Consider the following 18,414-nt stretch of genomic DNA (forward strand, 5'->3'; position numbering starts at 1 on the left):
ACACCCCACCGGACATCACCGAGGAGACGACCCATGGCCCAGAATCCGAAGCTCGCTGAACTCTCCGAGGCCGGCGTCTCGGTGTGGCTCGACGACCTGTCCCGTGACCTGATCGCCTCGGGCGGCCTGCAGGAGCAGATCGACACCCATTCGGTCAGCGGCGTGACGACCAATCCGGCGATCTTCCAGAACTCGATCGCCAAGGCCGACACCTACGACGATCAGATCGCCGAGCTCGCCAAGCAGGGCGCCGACGTGGACGCCGTCATCACCGCGATCACCACCGACGACGTCCGGTCGGCGTGCGACGTGTTCGCGCCCGTCTTCGACGCCACCGACGGTGTGGACGGACGCGTGTCGATCGAGGTCGATCCGCGGCTGGCGCACAAGACCGACGAGACCGTCGATCAGGCGATCGCGCTGTGGAAACTGGTGGACCGCCCGAACGCACTCATCAAGATTCCGGCGACCAAGGCCGGCATTCCGGCGATCGCCCGCGTGCTCGCCGAGGGCATCAGCGTCAACGTGACCCTGATCTTCTCGGTGGACCGCTACCGGGAGGTGATGGACGCCTACCTGGACGGCCTGGATCAGGCGCTGCGCAACGGTCACGACATCGGCACGATCGAGTCGGTCGCGTCGTTCTTCGTCTCGCGCGTGGACACCGAGATCGACGCCCGGCTGGAGAAGATCGGCACTCCGGAGGCCCTGGCACTGCGCGGCAAGGCCGGGCTGGCCAACGCCCGTCTGGCATACGCCGCCTACCAGGAGACCTTCCAGAAGGAGGTCCGCTTCCCCGACCTCGCGGCGCACGGCGCGCGTGCCCAGCGGCCGCTGTGGGCGTCCACCGGCACCAAGAACCCCGACTACCCCGACACCCTCTACGTCAGCGAACTGGTCGCACCCGACACGGTGAACACCATGCCGGGCAAGACCATGGACGCCTTCGCCGACCACGGCTGGGTCGACACCGAGTCGATCGTCGGCCAGGAGGGCCCGTCCCGGGAGGTGTTCGACTCGCTCACGGCCGTCGGAGTCGATCTGCCGGACGTCTTCGAGGTCCTGGAGAACGAAGGCGTGGACAAGTTCCAGGTGGCCTGGGACGAGCTGCTCACCGCGACCTCCGCCCAGCTCGGCGGTGCCTGAAGCCGTGGCCGCAACGTCGAAGACCACCCCAGGGTCGAAAACCTCAGCGCCGAAGAACAGCAAGGCCGCGTGGACCAATCCGCTCCGTGATCCGAACGATCGGCGGCTGCCGCAGATCGCCGGGCCGTCGGCGCTGGTGATCTTCGGTGTGACAGGCGATCTGTCGCGCCGGAAGCTGATGCCCGCCGTGTACGACCTGGCCAATCGCGGTCTGCTGCCGCCGAGCTTCGCGCTGGTCGGCTTCGCCCGCCGCGAATGGAGTCACGAGGACTTCGCCGCCACGGTGAAGGAAGCCGTCAAGGAGAACTGCCGCACGGGGTTCCGTGAGGAGATGTGGAATCGCCTGGCCAAGGGCATCCGCTTCGTGGAGGGCTCCTTCGAGGACGACGCCGCCTTCGACACCCTGAACGAGACCCTCACGGCCCTCGACCACGAGCGGGGCACCGACGGCAACTACGCGTTCTATCTGGCGATCCCGCCGAAGGCGTTTCCGACGGTTCTCAACCAACTGCGCCGCACTGACATGGCCGAGCCGACCGGCCCCGATTCGTGGCGGCGCGTGGTCATCGAGAAGCCGTTCGGACACGACCTCGAATCGGCGAAGGAGCTCAACGCCCTCGTCAACAGCGTCTTTCCCGAGGAGTCGGTGTTCCGCATCGATCACTACCTCGGCAAGGAGACCGTTCAGAACATCCTCGCGTTGCGCTTCGCCAACCAGCTGTTCGAGCCGGTCTGGAACGCCCAGAGCATCGACCACGTCCAGATCACCATGGCCGAGGACATCGGCCTGGGCGGTCGCGCCGGCTACTACGACGGCATCGGCGCCGCCCGCGACGTGATCCAGAACCACCTGCTGCAGCTCCTCGCGCTGGTCGCGATGGAGGAGCCGATCTCGTTCTCCTCGCACCAGTTGCAGACCGAGAAGATCAAGGTGCTCTCGTCGGTGCGCAACATCGAACCGATCCCGGAGAACTCCGCCCGCGGCCAGTACGGTCCGGGCTGGCAGGGCTCCGAGGAGGTCGTCGGCCTGCTGGACGAGGGCTTCTCCCCCACGTCGACCACCGAGACCTTCGCCGCGATCGCCGTCGAAGTGGACACCCGCCGATGGGCCGGGGTGCCCTTCTATCTGCGGACCGGCAAGCGGCTGGGCCGCCGCGTCACCGAGATCGCGCTGGTCTTCAAGCGGGCCCCGCACCTGCCGTTCGACGACTCCATGACCCAGGAGCTCGGCCAGAACGCGCTGGTCATCCGGATCCAGCCCGACGAGGGCGTCACCCTGCGTTTCGGCTCGAAGGTGCCCGGCACCAGCATGGAGGTCCGCGACGTCAACATGGACTTCAGCTACGGCGAGGCCTTCACCGTGAGCTCGCCGGAAGCCTACGAACGACTCCTGCTGGACGTTCTGCTGGGCGAGCCGTCGCTGTTCCCGGTCAACGAGGAGGTCGAGCTCAGCTGGCAGATCCTCGATCCCGTGCTCGACCAGTGGGCATCCTCCGGCAAGCCGGAGAAGTACGAGGCCGGCACCTGGGGCCCGAAGTCCGCCGACCAGATGATGGCGCGCACCGGGCGCGCCTGGCGACGGCCGTGAGGAGGCTGCGATGATCGTCGATCTTCCCGATACCTCCACCCAGGAGGTCAGCAAGAAACTGGTCCGCATGCGCAGCCGCGGTGGCGAGATCACCATCGGCCGCGTGCTGACCCTGATCATCGATGTGGCACCGGGCGACGAGGCCGAGGCCGCCGTCGCCGCATCCAACGACGCGAGTCGTGAACATCCCTGCCGCGTGATCGTGGTGACGCGCGGCGACCGGCGCCACAAGTCGAAGCTCGACGCCCAGATCCGTGTCGGCGGTGACGCCGGCGCCTCGGAGGTCGTGGTGCTCGCGATGGAAGGCAAACTCGCCGATCACGCGCATGCCGTCGTGACCCCGTTCCTGCTGCCGGACACGCCCGTCGTCACCTGGTGGCCCGGCGATGCGCCCGACAAGCCGGCACAGGACCGGCTCGGCAGCCTCGCGACCCGCCGCATCACCGATGCGCGTGCGGCCGCCAAGCCCGCCGACTTCCTGGAGTCTCGCCGCAAGGGCTACTCGACCGGTGACACCGACCTCGCATGGTCGTCGATCACGCCGTGGCGCGCCATGCTCGCCTCCGCGATGGACCGTCCGCCGCACACCAAGGTGACCTCGGCGCTCGTGCAGGGACCGGCCGACAATCCGGGAATCGACCTGTTCGGCGGCTGGCTGCACAAGGAGCTGAAGGTGCCGGTCACCCGCACGACCGGCGACTGGGCGATCGTGCTGACCCGCTCGGACGGCGAACTGGAGATGACCGTCGACAGTCAGGGCGGCGTGCTGCGCAGCACCGGGCACCCGGACGGTCGCGCACCGTTCCAGCGCCGCACCACCGCCGAATGTCTCGCCGAGGAGCTCCGGCGCCTCGAAGGCGACGAGATCTACCACCAGGCCCTGCTCGGCCTGTCCGGTCTCAAGCGGGAGAAGTGATGGGCGGCGAACTCGAGACCCTGGTCTTCGACGACGCCGACGTCCTCACCGCCACCGCGGCGGCCCGGTTCGCCGACGCCGTCCGCCGCGCGCAGGACGCGCGCGGCACCGCCACGATCGCGCTCACCGGCGGGACCGTCGGCATCGCGCTGCTCCGCACACTCGCGGACCGGCCGGGAATCGACTGGCAGCGCGTGGACCTGTATTGGGGCGACGAACGGTTCGTGCCGGCCGACGATCCCGAACGCAACGAGGGACAGGCCCGCGACGCCCTGCTCGACCACGTGCCGGTCGATCCGGCACGGGTCCATCCGATGGCCGCCAGCGACGGCGCGTTCGGCGACGACATCGAGGCTGCGGCCGCGGCGTACCGCGACCTGATCGGCGATCACACGGTGTTCGACGTCCACCTTCTCGGCATGGGGCCGGAAGGACACATCAACTCGCTGTTCCCGCACACGGCGGCCACTGCCGAGCGGTCGTCACCGGTGGTGGCGGTGACCGACTCGCCGAAGCCGCCGCCGCGGCGCATCTCGCTCACCTTCCCGGTGATCGACCGGTCCCGCGAAGTGTGGTTCCTGGCCACCGGCGAGGCGAAGGCTGAAGCGGTGGCCGCAGCCCACGCCGGGGCCTCTCGCGACGACTGGCCGTGCGCCGGAGCGCACGGCACCGAGCGCACCGTCTGGTTCCTCGACCGGGAATCGGCGAGCCTGCTGCGCTAGTCGCTTCGGCTCCTTTCGACAAGCTCAAGGAGCGTGCAGCCGTGCAACGCTCGTTGAGCCTGTCGAAGCGAGCACGGTGTGTCCGTTCGAAGCGAGAGCGCGCTAGCTGTGCAACTGACGGAGGCCTATGACAGGGGGTCTCGTGCTTTGGCTTTGAGTCGTTCGTAGGGTGTTTGCCCGCCGAGGGCGCCGTGTGGTCGATCGTAGTTGTAATGGTCTTCCCATTGCTGGAGTCGTTCGGCGAACAGGTTGGCGTCGTCGATGACCTCGCCTTCGAGGAGCCGGTAGAACTCTTCGGAATCGATCCGGTGAGATCGCTCCACCTTTCCGTTCAAGCGTGGTGTGCGGGGTCGGATCTTGACGTGGTTGATGCCCTTGTCGAGCAGATGCCAGTGGAACGCTTGGCCGAACTCCTGCCCGTTGTCGGTCTGCACCTGCTCGACCTGGAACGGCAGCTTGGAGAGTACGTGGTCTATGAACTGGATCGCGATTTTCTGGTCGTTGCGCGGGTAGGCGCGCAGCACCCGGATGCGGGTGCAGTCGTCAATCGCGGTGTACTGGTAGTAACGCTTCTTCTTCCCCCTCTGGCCCAGCGGTTCGATGAACTTCACGTCGACCTGGAGCTGGTGGCCGGGGCGTTGCTTCTCGTAGCGTTTCCACCGGGTCTGGGTGCGTTTGTAGCGTTGCGATGCCGGCAGCCGGCTCAGCCCGACCTTGTTGAGGATCCGCCAGACCCCGGACGGGCTGATCGTGATGTCGTGGTACCGCTTCAGGTACATCGAGATCCGATGGGGGCCGAAGTGATACTGCTGGCGCAGCCAGAGGATCTTCTCGATCACCTCCGGGTCGGTCTTGTTCGGCTGGTGGTGAGGGACGCTGGAGCGGTCCTTGAGCCCCTCGAAGCCTTCTTCTTCGTAGCGGCGATGCCACTTGTAGAAGCAGGTCCTCGAGATCCCGTAGTAGCGGCACGTGGCTGCGACGCTGCCGGAGACCTCCTCGGCATGACGCAGCACGGCCAGCTTGTGCTTGGCTCGGCGCTCGAGATCGCGTTCAGATGATGTCATGCAGTCTTCCTTCCCATCCGGAAGACCCAACTGTCAACAACGTCCGTCAGTTTTAGAGGTGGTGGCGGTGACCGACTCGCCGAAGCCGCCGCCGCGGCGCATCTCGCTCACCTTCCCGGTGATCGACCGGTCCCGCGAAGTGTGGTTCCTGGCCACCGGCGAGGCGAAGGCTGAAGCGGTGGCCGCAGCCCACGCCGGGGCCTCTCGCGACGACTGGCCGTGCGCCGGAGCGCACGGCACCGAGCGCACCGTCTGGTTCCTCGACCGGGAATCGGCGAGCCTGCTGCGCTAGTCGCTTCGGCTCCTTTCGACAAGCTCAAGGAGCGTGCAGCCGTGCAACGCTCGTTGAGCCTGTCGAAGCGAGCACGGTGTGTCCGTTCGAAGCGAGAGCGCGCTAGCTGTTCTTCCCCGGGACGTTGTGAACGTGTGAGGTAGGCGAAGGCCTCCGGGCAGGATTTGGGTTACCACAACTCAGTTCCACACCACGGAGGCCTTCGTGACTCACGCTAATGCACCCTTGACCCCCGAGGGGCGTCGTCGTCTTGCTGTTCTGATCGTCGAGGACGGTTGGCCGTTGCGGCGAGCTGCTGAACGATTCCAGTGCTCACCATCGACTGCTAAGCGATGGGCTGATCGGTATCGGGCCGGCCTGCCACTGACTGATCGATCATCGCGTCCGCGGCGCTGTCCGCAACGAATCTCCCGCAGGCTCGAACGCCGGATCATCGGGTTGCGGTTCACTCGCCGCTGGGGTCCACACCGGATCGCCTATCACCTGCAGATCGCCCGTTCGACCGTCGGGCGGGTCCTGGCCCGCTACCAGAATGCCGCTGCTGGCGCACCTGGACCAGGCGACCGGGTTGGCCGTACGCAAGCCTGCACCACACCGGTATGAGGTCGATGAGCCCGGTCAGCTCGTGCACGTCGACATCAAGAAACTCGGCAGGATCCCTGATGGTGGTGGTCATCGCATGCTCGGGCGCACGATCGGCAACCGCAACAACGGTAGGAAGGGCCGCGGGTACGCGTTCTTGCACCACGCGGTCGATGACCATTCCCGGCTGGCTTACAGCGAGATCCTCGACGACGAACGCAAAGAGACCGCCGCCGGATTCTGGCTACGGGCCAAGACGTTCTTCGCCGCCAACGGGATCATCGTGACCGCGGTGATGACCGACAACGGTTCCTGCTACCGCTCGACACTGTTCAACAAAACCCTCGGCGAGAAGACCACGCACCGGTACACGCGCCCGTACCGGCCGCAAACTAACGGCAAAGTCGAACGATTCAACCGCACACTGGCCACCGAATGGGCCTACGCCCACATCTACTCAAGCGAGGAAGCCCGCGCAGCAACCTACGTCGACTGGCTTCATCACTACAATCATCACCGACCCCATACCGGCATCGGAGGCCAAGTCCCCGCCGACCGCGTTCCCAACCTCACGGGGAAGAACAGCTAGCCGCTGTTGCGCAGCGCGGTCGCGAGACCGTTCATCGTGAGCTGGATGGCGCGACGGATCTCCGGGGTGTCCTCTCCCGCGCGGAACCGTTTGAGCAACTCCACCTGCATGAGATTCAGCGGCTCGAGATACGGGAACCGGTTGTAGACCGAACGCTTGAGTGCCGCGTTGTCGACCAGCAGGTCGTCGGTGCCGGTGATCTTCGCGTACATGTCCAGGGTCCGGATGTGCTCGTCGACGATCTTCGTGAACACGCGGTCCCGGAGCGCCTCGTCGGGCACCAGCTCGCTGTACCGCTCGGCCAGTCCCATGTCCGACTTGGCGAGCACCTGCGCCATGTTGGACATCACCGACTGGAAGAACGGCCAGCGCCGGTAGTAGTCGGAGAGCCGTTCCAGGCGGGAGGCGTCGCCGTTGACCCACCGTTCGATCGCACTGCCGGTGCCGTACCAGCCGGGAAGCATCACACGGCACTGCGTCCACGAGAGCACCCACGGGATCGCCCGCAGGTCCGAGATCGCGGTGGTCTGCTTGCGGGACGTGGGGCGGCTGCCGATGTTGAGGGCACCGATCTCCGAGAGCGGGGTCGACTGGGTGAAGTACTCCACGAATCCCGGGGTCCGGTGCACCAGATCGCTGTACGCCTCACGGGCCAGCGCCGCGAGTTCGTCGAGGACGCTGTACGCCTCCTCCGAGTCGCCGTCGAGGCCCTCGGTGTCCAGAAGCGTCGACTCCAGGGTGGCCGACACCAGGGTCTCCAGGTTCCGCCGGGCACTCACCGGTTCGGCGTACTTGGCGGCGATCACCTCACCCTGTTCGGTGAGCCGGAGGGCACCCTGCACGGCGCCCGGCGGCTGCGCCAGGATCGCTTCGTAGCTGGGGCCGCCGCCGCGACCGACGGTGCCGCCACGACCGTGGAACAGGCGCAGACGGATGTCGGCCTCCCGGGCGGCCGCCACCAGGTCGAGTTCGGCGCGGTAGAGCGCCCAGTTCGCCGCCAGATAGCCGCCGTCCTTGTTCGAGTCCGAGTATCCGAGCATCACCTCCTGGGTGCCCTGCTGTGCGGTGACGAGGGCCCGGTACTCCGGCACGGCCAACGCGGCCGTGATGATCCCGGCGCCCGCCTGCAGGTCTTCGATCGTCTCGAACAGCGGGATCACCCGGACCCCGCAGGCCGGCCGGTCGTCGCCGTCCAGGCCGTAGAGTCCGGCCTCCTTGAGCAGCACCAGCGCCTCGAGCATGTCCGAGACCGACTGGCACATGCTGATGATGTAGTTGGGGACGGCGGCCGGCCCGAACCGCGCCGTCGCCTCCGCCGCCGCCCGCACCACGCCGAGCTCCTTGGCGGCCAGGTCGCTGAGCGTGGCATCCGGCGTGGTCAACGGCCGGCGTGACCGCAGTTCTTCGGTCAGCACCTCGATCCGCTCATCCTCGGTCAGCGCCGTGTAGTCGGGGCACACGCCGGCCCAGTCGAGGAGCTCACTGATCACCTCTTCGTGCGTCTCCGAGTTCTGCCGCATGTCCAGGCTCGACAGATGGAAGCCGAACGTCCGCACGGCCTCCCTCAGGCGACCCAGCCGGTTGTCGGCGACGGTGTCGTCGGCCACCGCCCGCAGCGCCGCATCGATCACGTCCAGGTCGGCGAGGAAGCCCGCCGCATCGGGGTACGGCTCGGCGCCCGCGGCCCAGCCACGCTCCTCCGGAGTGAGGAAGTCGTCGCCCAGGAGTTCCCGTCCGGTCGCGGCGAGCCGGGCACGCACCGTCGCGAGCGCCGACCGGAACGGCTCGTCGTCGTCCTCGGCGGCCACACCGCTCAAGGCCCGCAGATCCGCGGTGATCGGGCTGACGAGTCGCGACGACATGGCCAGTTCATGACGCAGCATGACGACCTCGTCGAGATGATGACGCACCGCGGTGGACGCGGCCCTCGTCGTCGCGTCCCTCACGACCTCGCCGGTGACGAACGGGTTGCCGTCACGGTCGCCGCCGATCCACGAGCCCATCGTCACCATCGACAGACCCGACAGGCCGGCCGACGGATAGGCGGCCGTGAGGGCTTCCCGGACGTCCCGGTTCAGCTGCGGGATCACCTCGAAGAAGGAGGCGTCGTAGTAGCGCAGACCGGTGCTGATCTCATCGGCGATGGTCAGCCGCCGCAACCGGATGAGCGCTGTCTGCCACAGCATGAGGATCTGCTGCGAGATCTCGCGGTCGACGCGATCGTGCTCGGTGGGCGTGAGTTCGGTGCGGCTGCGCAGCCGCATCAGTTCGGTGATGCGGTTCTGGGCGTCGAAGACGCTGCGGCGGCGGGTCTCGGTGGGATGCGCGGTGATGACGGGAACGGCACCACCATGGGCCAGAGCCCTCCCCACCGCGTCGCCGGGCAGGTCCGCGTCCGAGAGCTTCCGATAGGTCGCCGCCAGACTCGACGGCACCGGCGGATCGCCGGCCAGCAGGTGCACGCGCCGGCGGCGTTCACGATGCAGGTCCTCGGCCAGGTTGGCCAGCAGCGCGAAGTTCGAGAACGCCCGGATCACCGGCATCAGCTCGTGCACCGAGGGGGTGAGGTAGCGCTGGGCGAGCTCGTCGCGGCTCTTCTCGGAGTAACGGATCGCGAACGCGTCCTTACGGGAGTTCTCCACCAGGTCGAAGGTGGCCTCACCGGACTGCGAACGGATGATGTCGCCGAGGAGACCGCCGAGGAACCGGATGTCTTCGCGCAGCGGCTCGGTGGCCGCGCGGCCGGAGTCGTCGACCTTGATGTGGTCGATCATCGGCGTGTGGATCGCCTGCTCGACGGTCGCTCGATCGATCGGAGCGGGTTCAGTGGTCGTCGGTGCAGTCGAGTCGGGAGCCATAGGCTCCAGTATCGCGCCGCCGCGGGAATCCTGCGCGGCGAACCACCGCGCGATCAGATCAGGAGTACTTGATCTTGAGGCCGTAGCCGATGATGAAGATCAGCCAGAGCAGGCCGGTGAAGATCGTGATGCGGTCGAGGTTCTTCTCCACGACCGACGAACCGGAGAGGCTGGACTGGACGCCGCCGCCGAACAGCGAGGACAGACCGCCACCCTTGGCACGATGCAGCAGCACCAGAACGATCAGCAGCACGCTGGTGATGATCAAGCCGATGGAGAGCGCGATGGTCACGAGTCGACGGTCCTGTTCGGTGAGATGAACTGTGGCAGGCCACCCGACTTCCGGGGAAGTCCGGGCGACCTGCCCCAGTCTACGCGATGGGCGTCCGGCTGCCTCTTATCGGGCCCGCTCGCAGGCTCCCGGCACCCGGCGGGTCAGAGCAGCGGACCGCCCGCGGCGATCGCCGACAGCTGCGCGAACTCGTCAGCCTTCAGCGAGGCACCGCCCACGAGGGCGCCGTCCACATCGTTCTGACCGACGATGTCGCCGACGTTCTTGGCGTTCACGCTGCCGCCGTACAGGATTCGCACCGAGTCGGCGGTGGCCTGGTCGGCGAGCTCGGCGAGTGCGCCGCGGACGGCCGCACACACCTCCTGCGCGTCCTGAGCGCTGGCGACACGACCGGTGCCGATCGCCCAGACCGGTTCATAGGCCACGACGACCTTGCCGATCTCGGCGGGCGTCAGCCCGGCCAGCGAGGCCTTCAGCTGGTCGACGTTGTAGGCGACGTGCTCCCCGGCCTCACGGACCTCCAGTCCCTCCCCGATGCAGACGATCGGGGTCAGGTCGTGGCGCAGAGCCGCCTTCGTCTTCGCCAGGACGACCTCGTTCGTCTCGCCGTGCAGCGAACGACGTTCCGAGTGGCCGACCACCACGAACGTGCAGCCGAGCTTCGCCAGGAAGGCCCCACTGATCTCACCCGTGTAGGCGCCGGAGTCGTGTTCGGACAGATCCTGCGCACCGTAGGTGAGCAGCAGCTTGTCGCCGTCGACGATCGTCTGCACCGAACGGATGTCGGTGAACGGCGGGATCACCGTCACGTCGACCTTCTCGAAGTACTTGTCCGGCAGGGCGAACGCGATCTTCTGCACCAGGGCGATGGCCTCGAGGTGGTTCAGATTGCACTTCCAGTTGCCGGCGATCAGCGGCTTACGGGTCGCCATCAGTTCCCCTGATCCAGAACGGCCAGGCCCGGCAGTTCCTTGCCTTCGAGGTACTCCAGCGAAGCGCCGCCACCGGTGGAGATGTGCGAGAACGCGTCGTCGGGCAGACCGAACGAGCGGACCGCCGCCGCCGAATCGCCGCCGCCGACGACGCTGTAGGCGCCGTCTTTGGTGGCGTCGACGATCGCCTCGGCCACACCACGGGTGCCGGCGGCGAACTTCTCGAACTCGAACACACCCATCGGGCCGTTCCAGAAGATCGTCTTGGCGGCCCGCAGCACCGTGGAGAAGCGCTCGACCGTGCCCGGACCGATGTCCAGGCCCATGCCCTCGGTGAAACCGTCGCGGGTGTACGCCACGGACGTGTCGGCGTCGGCGGCGAACTTGTCGGCCACCACGATGTCGTGCGGCAGGTGGATCACGTCGCCGAACCGGTCCAGGAGGTCCTTGCAGGTGTCGATCATGTCCTCCTGCAGCAGCGAGTCGCCGACCGGACTGCCCTGCGCCTTGATGAAGGTGAAGGCCATGCCGCCGCCGATCACCAGGGTGTCGACCTTGGGTGCGAGCGCTTCGATGACGCCGAGCTTGTCGGAGACCTTCGAACCGCCGAGCACCACGGCGTAGGGCAGGGTCACATCGGTGGTGATCTTCTGCAGAACGTCCACCTCGGTGGCGACCAGGTCACCGGCGTACGACGGCAGCAGCTTCGCCACGTCGTAGACCGACGCCTGCTTGCGGTGGACCACACCGAATCCGTCGGACACGAAGGCGCCGTCGTCGCCGACCAGTTCGACCAGCGCCGTGGCGAGCTGCTCTCGCTCGGCGTCGTCCTTGCTGGTCTCGCGCGGGTCGAACCGGATGTTCTCCAGCAGGAGGACGTCGCCGTCGGTGAGGCCTTCGGCCCGTGCCAGCGCATCGGTGCCGACGACGTCGCCGGCGAGCTGGACGTTGCGGCCCAACTCCTGCGACAGCCGGGCCGCGACCGGCGCCAGTGACAGCGCCGGGTCCGGCTCGCCCTTCGGGCGGCCGAGGTGCGCGGTGATGATCACCTTCGCGCCGGCGTCGATCAGCTTCGACAGTGTGGGGACGCTGGCGATGATGCGGCCCGGATCGGTGATCTCGCCGTTCTCGAGGGGAACGTTGAAATCCGATCGGACCAGAACGCCGCGGCCTTCGACGCCTTCGCCGAGGAGGTCTTCGAGAGTGCGTACAGCCATGGGGTCAGAGCGACTTGCCGACGAGACCGATGAGGTCGACCAGACGGTTGGAGTAGCCCCACTCGTTGTCGTACCAGGACACGGCCTTCACTTGATCGCCGATGACCTTGGTCAGGCCGGCGTCGAACAGCGAGCTGTGCGGGTCGGTGACGATGTCCGAGGAGACGATCGGCTGGTCGTAGTACTTCAGGATGCCCTTGAGCGGTCCCTCGGCGGCGGCCTTCATGGCGGCGTTGATCTCGTCGACGGTCGCGGCCTTGTTCAGGGTCGCGGTCAGGTCGGTGATCGAACCGGTGGGGATCGGCACACGCAGGGCGTAGCCGTCCAGCTTGCCCTTCAGCTCCGGGAGGACCAGACCAATGGCCTTGGCGGCACCGGTCGAGGTCGGCACGATGTTGATGGCGGCGGCGCGAGCGCGACGCAGGTCCTTGTGCGGCGCATCCTGCAGGTTCTGGTCCTGGGTGTAGGCGTGCACGGTGGTCATCAGGCCCTGCTTGATACCGAACTCGTCGTTCAGGACCTTGGCGAACGGACCGAGGCAGTTCGTGGTGCAGGAGGCGTTCGAGATGATGTTCTGGCTGCCGTCGTACTTGTCGTCGTTGACGCCCATCACGATGGTGATGTCCTCATCGGTGGCCGGGGCCGAGATGATGACCTTCTTGGCGCCGGCATCCAGGTGACCCTGCGCCTTGTCGCGCGCGGTGAAGATGCCGGTCGACTCGACGACCACGTCGACGCCCAGATCGCCCCACGGGATGGCCGCCGGGCCCTCCTTGATCTCCAGCGCCTTGATGCGCTTGTCGCCGACGACGATCTCGTCGCCGTCCACGCTGACGTCCTCGGGCAGGCGGCCCAGGATGGAGTCGAACTTCAGCAGGTGAGCGAGAGTGTTGTTGTCGGTCAGGTCGTTGACCGCGACGATCTCGATGTCGGTGGTGCCGAGCGCCTTCTGCGCCTCGACCGCACGGAAGAAGTTACGGCCGATCCGGCCGAATCCGTTGACGCCTACCCGAACAGTCACTGTTTCTCCTTAGCGAGGGTGAAGTTGCCGGCGGGGTTGAGCCGGGCCACGCCTTCCAGCCTAAACGGACCGGCGCCGAAGGTCAGCACGTGGTCCTCATCTGTTCGCCGAATCCGGTGGGATTCGTCACCTCCGGCACCCCGGTGGATCGGCTGGGCTGATCGACGACGCCGGCAGCGGCCCGGCCGGCCGCCGGATCAGGCCTCGTCGAGGAGTTCGGGCGTGACGGCGGATTCGGTGTCCGGGATGCCTTCGGTGCGGGCCTTCTTGTCGGCCATCGACAGCAACCGGCGGATACGGCCGGCGACGGCGTCCTTGGTCATCGGAGGGTCGGCGAGCTGGCCGAGTTCCTCCAGCGACGCCTGCCGGTGCTCGACGCGGAGCCGGCCGGCCGCCACGAGATGGTCGGGCACCTCGTCGCCGAGGATTTCGAGGGCGCGTTCGACGCGGGCGGCCGCGGCCACGGCGGCCCGGGCCGAACGGCGCAGGTTGGCGTCGTCGAAGTTGGCGAGACGGTTCGCGGTGGCCCGGACCTCGCGGCGCATGCGCCGCTCCTCCCAGACGAGACGCGTGTCGTGGGCGCCCATGCGGGTGAGGAGGTTGCCGATGGCCTCACCGTCGCGGATCACCACGCGGTCGGTGCCGCGGACCTCCCGGGCCTTGGCGACCACGCCGAGCCGACGGGCGGCACCGACCAGGGCGAGGGCGGCCTCCGGTCCGGGGCACGACACCTCCAGTGACGACGAACGGCCGGGCTCGGTCAGCGAACCGTGGGCGAGGAAGGCCCCGCGCCAGGCGGCCTCGGAGTCGCCGAGGCTGCCGCCGACCACCTGTGCCGGCAGGCCCCGCACCGGACGGCCGCGGGGATCGAGCAGCCCGGTCTGGCGGGCGAGCGCCTCGCCGTCCTTGGTGACGCGGACGATGTAGCGGGCGCTCTTGCGGAGTCCTCCACTGCGCAGCGCATGGACGTCGGAGGGATAGCCGAACAGGTCGTGGATCTCCTGGCGGAGACGGCGTGCGACGTTGCCCATGTCGACTTCGGCCTCGACCACCACTCGGCCGGCGACGATGTGCAGTCCGCCGGCGAAGCGCAGCAGCGCCGACACTTCGGCCTTGCGGCAGCTCAGCTGCGGGACGGAAAGACGGCTCAGCTCGTCTTTCACAGCGGCGGTCATCGCCACGTGGTCCTCCCCCACAGTCGTTCTCCCCCGGTTCGTTCAGCGGTCCAGACTAGCCTGCGCCGTCAGCTCGCCAGTAGCCGGTCGACGGTCTGCGCCGCCTTCACCGGATCGTGTACCGCACTGCCGGGTGCAGCGAGGTCAGCGACCTGTAGTCGAGCTCCGAGCTTATTCGCTGCGCGCTCCAGATGTTCACGTTCTCGTCCAGCAGGTACCGAAGATGCGTCAACGATCACATCGTCGATCGACAGTGACGGCGCGTGCGCACCGAGAACGTGCAGATGGCGCTCGACCGAGAAACCGGTGGTCTCCCCCGGCTCGGCCACCAGGTTCACGAAGAGCATCTTGCGGGCCCGGGTGCGGCGCAGTGCTTCGAGCTGTCCCGGCACCAGGACGTGCGGGATGACGCTGGAGAACCAGGATCCGGGACCCAAGGTCACCAGGTCGGCGTCCTCGATCGCGGCGACCGCTTCGGGGCAGGCGGCCGGGGCGTCGGGGGTGACGCGGACCCGGCGGACCACGCCCGGCGTGGTCGCGACGGCCACCTGACCGCGGATCACCCGGTTGACCCGCGGATCCTCCTCCAGCCCAGTCACGTCGGCCTCGATGACCAGCGGAACGGTCGCCATCGGCAGCACCCGGCCGTCGACGCCGAACAGTTCCACCAGCTGGTCGAGGGACGTGACGATGTTCCCGGTGACCTCGTCGACACCCGAGAGCAGCAGGTTGCCGACGGGGTGGCCGGCGAGGGCGCCTGCGCCGCCGAAGCGATGCTGGAGGACCTCGGCCCAGAACCGCAGCCGACGGGCGGCGGCCGGATCGACGGCCTCACGCTCGGCGATCGCGGCGGGGGCCGACATGAGGGCGGACAGCGCCATCCGGAGGTCACCCGGCGGGATGAGGTCCAGTTCGCCGCGCAGCCGGCCGGACGAGCCGCCGTCGTCGGCGACGGTGACGACGGCGGTCACGTCCGGCGTGAGGTACCGCAGAGCGGTCAGCGTGTTGTAGAGCCCGTGGCCTCCACCCAGTGCGACGGCCCGCAGACCCTCGCGGGGCTGCGGCGCGGTCATTCGCGCCCCAGATCGCGGTGGCTGACCTCGACGTCGTAGAGGGGGTTGCCGTCGCCGTCGGTCTCGGCGGCCAGAAGCCGGCCGAGTTCCTCGCTCATCGCGACGCTGCGGTGTTTGCCGCCGGTGCAGCCGACGCCGATCGTCATGTAGCCCTTGCCTTCGCGCAGGTAGCCGCGCGCCACGATGTCGACGATCTCGACGTACCGCCGGACGAACTCGATGGCGTCGGGCTGACCGAGCACGTAGTCGCGGACACTCGCGTCCCGGCCGTTGAACTCGCGCAGTTCGGGCAGCCAGTACGGGTTCGGCAGGAACCGCATGTCGGCGATCAGGTCGGAGTCGATGGGCACGCCGTACTTGAAGCCGAACGACTGCACCGCGATGGAGAGCCGTTTGCCGCCGGAGGACGGGAACGCGTTCGCGACGATCGAGCGCAGCCGGGTCGCCGACAGGTCGGACGTGTCGATGACGGTGTCGGCGTCGGCCTGCACCCCGGCGAGCATGTCGCGTTCGGCGGCGATCCCCTCCGACAGGGTTCCGGTGCCCTGCAGCGGATGGCGGCGACGGACCTGTTCGAACCGCCGGACCAGGACCGCGTCCGAGGCGTCCACGAACAGCAGGATGGTGTGGGCTCCCCCGTCGGCCAGTTCGGCACGCAGAGTGGCCAGTTCCTCGGCGAATCCGGGTCCGTTGGCCCGGACCACCATGGCCACCTTCTGAGCACCGAGTTCGCTGCTGCGGACACCGTCGACGGCCTGCGCGATCACCGACACCGGCACGTTGTCGGCGACATACCAGCCGTCGTCCTCGAGCACGTTGGCCACCGACGTGCGGCCGGCGCCGGACATACCGGTCACGAACAGCACGGTGGTACCAGGACTCTCCCCACCGTTCTCGGTGGGCGGGTTCTGCGTTTCGCTCACCCGGACATCCTCTCAGTCGTGGTGCTCGCCGTCTCGCCGGTCGTGCTTTCCGGTGCCGGTTCACCGCCGTCCGAGGCGGCCTCGTGCAGCGCTTCGTAGACGCTGCGCGCCGTCGCCGCACCGATGCCGGGGACCTCGGCGATCTGTTCGACCCCGGCCTCCTTCAGTCGTGCCACCGACCCGAAGTGGGTGACGAGCGCGGTGCGACGGGTGGCGCCGAGTCCCGCGATGCCGTCGAGCGCCGACGCGGTCATCCGCTTGGATCGCTTGGACCGATGGAAGGTGATCGCGAAGCGGTGCGCTTCGTCGCGGACGCGCTGGAGCAGGAACAGGGCTTCGGAGTTGCGCGGCAGGATCACCGGATCGTCGTCGCCGGGCACCCACACCTCTTCGAGACGCTTCGCCAGGCCCACCACCGCCACGTCGGTCACGCCGAGTTCATCGAGGACGGCGGCCGCCGCGTGCGCCTGCGGGGCTCCCCCGTCCACCACGAACAGGTTGGGCGGATAGGCGAACCGGCGCGGCCGTCCGGTGCCGGGGTCGATCGACGCCTCCGGCGCGAGGTCGCCCCCGCTCGTATCGGGCGTGCGCGGATCACTGTCGGCACGGTGCCGCAGAAAGCGGCGCCGCGTCACCTCCGCGATCGACGCGACGTCGTCGGACCGTCCGTCGCCGGCGGCCTCCTTGATCGAGTAGTGGCGGTAGTCCGACTTGCGCGGCAGGCCGTCCTCGAAGACGACGAGGGAGGCCACGACGTCGGTGCCCTGCACGTGGGAGATGTCGATGCACTCGATCCTCAGCGGGGCGCCGTCCATGCCGAGCGCCTCCTGCAGCTCGGTGAGGGCGGCCGACCGGGTCGTCAGGTCACCGGCCCGCTTGAGCTTGTGCCGGGTGAGGGCTTCGCCGGCGTTGCGTTCCACGGTCTCGGCCAGGGCGCGTTTGTCGCCGCGCTGCGGAATCCGCAACGACACCCGGCTGCCGCGGCGGTCACTCAGCCAAGCGGCGAGCTGGTCGGCGTCCTCCGGCCGTTCCGGCACCAGGACCTCGCGCGGGACGCCGGTGCTCATCTCGGATTCGTCACCGTAGAACTGCAGCAGGAACGTGCCGACCTGTTCACCGAGGGTCGCGTTCTCCTGGACCTCGACCACCCAGCCGCGTTCGCCGCGAACCCGGCCGTCGCGCACGTGGAAGACGGCGACGGAGGTCTCCAGTTCGTCGCCGACCATCGCGATGACGTCGGCGTCGGTACCGTCGCCGAGAACCACGGCCTGCTTCTCCATGGCCCGCTTGAGCGCCGACACGTCGTCGCGGAGCCGGGCGGCGCGTTCGAAGTCGAGATCGTCGGCGGCCTGCGTCATCTCCTTCTCGAGACGGCGGACGAGACTGTCGGTCTTGCCGGACAGGAAGTCGCAGAAGTCTTCGGCGATCTCCCGATGCTCGTCCGCGGTCACTCGGCCGATGCAGGGTGCGGCGCACTTGTCGATGTAGCCGAGCAGGCACGGCCGGCCCATCTGCGCGTTGCGCCGGAAGACGCCGTTGGAGCAGGTCCGGACCGGGAAGACCCGGGTCAGCAGGTCGACGGTCTCGCGGATCGCCCAGGCGTGCGAGTACGGCCCGAAGTACCGGACGCCGGGCTTGCGGGCGCCGCGGTAGACGAAGACACGGGGGTACTCCTCGTTCATGGTGACCGCGAGCATCGGATAGCTCTTGTCGTCCCGGTAGCGGACGTTGAATCGCGGATCGAATTCCTTGATCCAGTTGTATTCGAGCTGAAGGGCTTCGACCTCGGTGCCGACGACCGTCCATTCCACCGACGCGGCGGTGGTCACCATCTGCCGGGTGCGCGGGTGCAGCGTGAACAGGTCCGCGAAGTACGACGAGAGGCGGGCCCGCAGGTTCTTCGCCTTGCCGACATAGATGACGCGCCCGTGCGCGTCGCGGAACTTGTACACACCGGGATCCGTCGGAATGGTGCCCGGGGCTGGGCGGTATGTCGTCGGATCGGCCACGACGTCCAGGTTAGT

General features: G+C 68.0%; 14 protein-coding genes and 2 pseudogenes. 6 read left to right on the plus strand and 10 right to left on the minus strand.

Annotated features, from left to right (window positions below):
• The first annotated feature begins 33 nt into the window (after positions 1–33).
• The 4 genes from tal to pgl all read left to right on the plus strand — a co-directional run bounded on the left by tal (position 34) and on the right by pgl (position 4,372).
• Positions 34–1,146, plus strand: a complete 1,113-nt coding sequence (tal, locus tag QM774_RS04590) for a transaldolase (protein ID WP_414974757.1) — start codon at positions 34–36, stop codon at positions 1,144–1,146.
• Between the two features lie 106 nt (positions 1,147–1,252).
• Positions 1,253–2,734: a glucose-6-phosphate dehydrogenase gene (gene zwf, locus QM774_RS04595; protein WP_414976593.1), complete on the plus strand. Its 1,482-nt coding sequence runs from the start codon at positions 1,253–1,255 to the stop codon at positions 2,732–2,734.
• A gap of 10 nt (positions 2,735–2,744) precedes the next feature.
• Positions 2,745–3,650: a glucose-6-phosphate dehydrogenase assembly protein OpcA gene (locus QM774_RS04600; RefSeq protein WP_414974758.1), complete on the plus strand. Its 906-nt coding sequence runs from the start codon at positions 2,745–2,747 to the stop codon at positions 3,648–3,650.
• Positions 3,650–4,372 carry a 6-phosphogluconolactonase gene (pgl, locus tag QM774_RS04605; RefSeq protein WP_414974759.1) on the plus strand — a complete coding sequence of 241 codons (723 nt, stop codon included), beginning with the start codon at positions 3,650–3,652 and terminating at the stop codon, positions 4,370–4,372. Before QM774_RS04600 ends, pgl begins: the two co-directional genes overlap by 1 nt.
• Positions 4,373–4,497: 125 nt before the next feature.
• On the opposite strand, the gene QM774_RS04610 is transcribed toward pgl, so the two are convergent.
• The gene (locus tag QM774_RS04610) at positions 4,498–5,436 is read right to left on the minus strand and encodes an IS481 family transposase (protein WP_414974760.1); all 939 of its coding nucleotides are present in this window, start codon (positions 5,434–5,436) and stop codon (positions 4,498–4,500) included.
• Between QM774_RS04610 and QM774_RS04615 the strand changes: the two are divergent.
• Positions 5,435–5,728 (plus strand): annotated as a pseudogene (locus QM774_RS04615) (6-phosphogluconolactonase); the annotation flags it as partial. The gene QM774_RS04610 and the pseudogene QM774_RS04615 overlap by 2 nt on opposite strands.
• A 204-nt stretch (positions 5,729–5,932) precedes the next feature.
• A pseudogene (locus QM774_RS04620) lies at positions 5,933–6,899 on the plus strand (IS481 family transposase).
• On the opposite strand, the gene ppc reads toward QM774_RS04620, so the two are convergent.
• The 9 genes from ppc to uvrC all read right to left on the minus strand — a co-directional run bounded on the left by ppc (position 6,896) and on the right by uvrC (position 18,399).
• On the minus strand, positions 6,896–9,757 hold the full coding sequence (ppc, locus tag QM774_RS04625; RefSeq protein WP_414974761.1) for a phosphoenolpyruvate carboxylase: 2,862 nt from the start codon (positions 9,755–9,757) through the stop codon (positions 6,896–6,898). The pseudogene QM774_RS04620 and the gene ppc sit on opposite strands and share 4 nt — an antisense overlap.
• A gap of 58 nt (positions 9,758–9,815) precedes the next feature.
• Positions 9,816–10,049 (minus strand): preprotein translocase subunit SecG, encoded by a 234-nt coding sequence (gene secG, locus QM774_RS04630; RefSeq protein WP_414974762.1) that lies wholly within the window; start codon positions 10,047–10,049, stop codon positions 9,816–9,818.
• A gap of 143 nt (positions 10,050–10,192) precedes the next feature.
• Positions 10,193–10,981, minus strand: a complete 789-nt coding sequence (gene tpiA / locus QM774_RS04635) for a triose-phosphate isomerase (RefSeq protein WP_414974763.1) — start codon at positions 10,979–10,981, stop codon at positions 10,193–10,195.
• Positions 10,981–12,198, minus strand: a complete 1,218-nt coding sequence (locus QM774_RS04640) for a phosphoglycerate kinase (RefSeq protein WP_414974764.1) — start codon at positions 12,196–12,198, stop codon at positions 10,981–10,983. Before QM774_RS04640 ends, tpiA begins: the two co-directional genes overlap by 1 nt.
• A gap of 4 nt (positions 12,199–12,202) precedes the next feature.
• Positions 12,203–13,219 (minus strand): type I glyceraldehyde-3-phosphate dehydrogenase, encoded by a 1,017-nt coding sequence (gene gap, locus QM774_RS04645; protein ID WP_414974765.1) that lies wholly within the window; start codon positions 13,217–13,219, stop codon positions 12,203–12,205.
• Between the two features lie 197 nt (positions 13,220–13,416).
• The gene (gene whiA / locus QM774_RS04650) at positions 13,417–14,400 is read right to left on the minus strand and encodes a DNA-binding protein WhiA (RefSeq protein ID WP_414974766.1); all 984 of its coding nucleotides are present in this window, start codon (positions 14,398–14,400) and stop codon (positions 13,417–13,419) included.
• 62 nt (positions 14,401–14,462) lie between these two features.
• Positions 14,463–15,467, minus strand: coding sequence for a gluconeogenesis factor YvcK family protein (locus QM774_RS04655; RefSeq protein ID WP_414974767.1), 1,005 nt, complete (start codon positions 15,465–15,467; stop codon positions 14,463–14,465).
• Positions 15,464–16,390: an RNase adapter RapZ gene (gene rapZ / locus QM774_RS04660; protein WP_414974768.1), complete on the minus strand. Its 927-nt coding sequence runs from the start codon at positions 16,388–16,390 to the stop codon at positions 15,464–15,466. The genes QM774_RS04655 and rapZ overlap by 4 nt, the downstream gene beginning before the upstream one ends.
• Positions 16,387–18,399, minus strand: a complete 2,013-nt coding sequence (uvrC, locus tag QM774_RS04665) for an excinuclease ABC subunit UvrC (protein ID WP_414974769.1) — start codon at positions 18,397–18,399, stop codon at positions 16,387–16,389. The genes rapZ and uvrC overlap by 4 nt, the downstream gene beginning before the upstream one ends.
• Positions 18,400–18,414: the final 15 nt, after the last annotated feature.

The sequence above is a fragment of the Gordonia sp. (in: high G+C Gram-positive bacteria) genome (genome assembly GCF_047600565.1).
Classification (GTDB): domain Bacteria; phylum Actinomycetota; class Actinomycetes; order Mycobacteriales; family Mycobacteriaceae; genus Gordonia.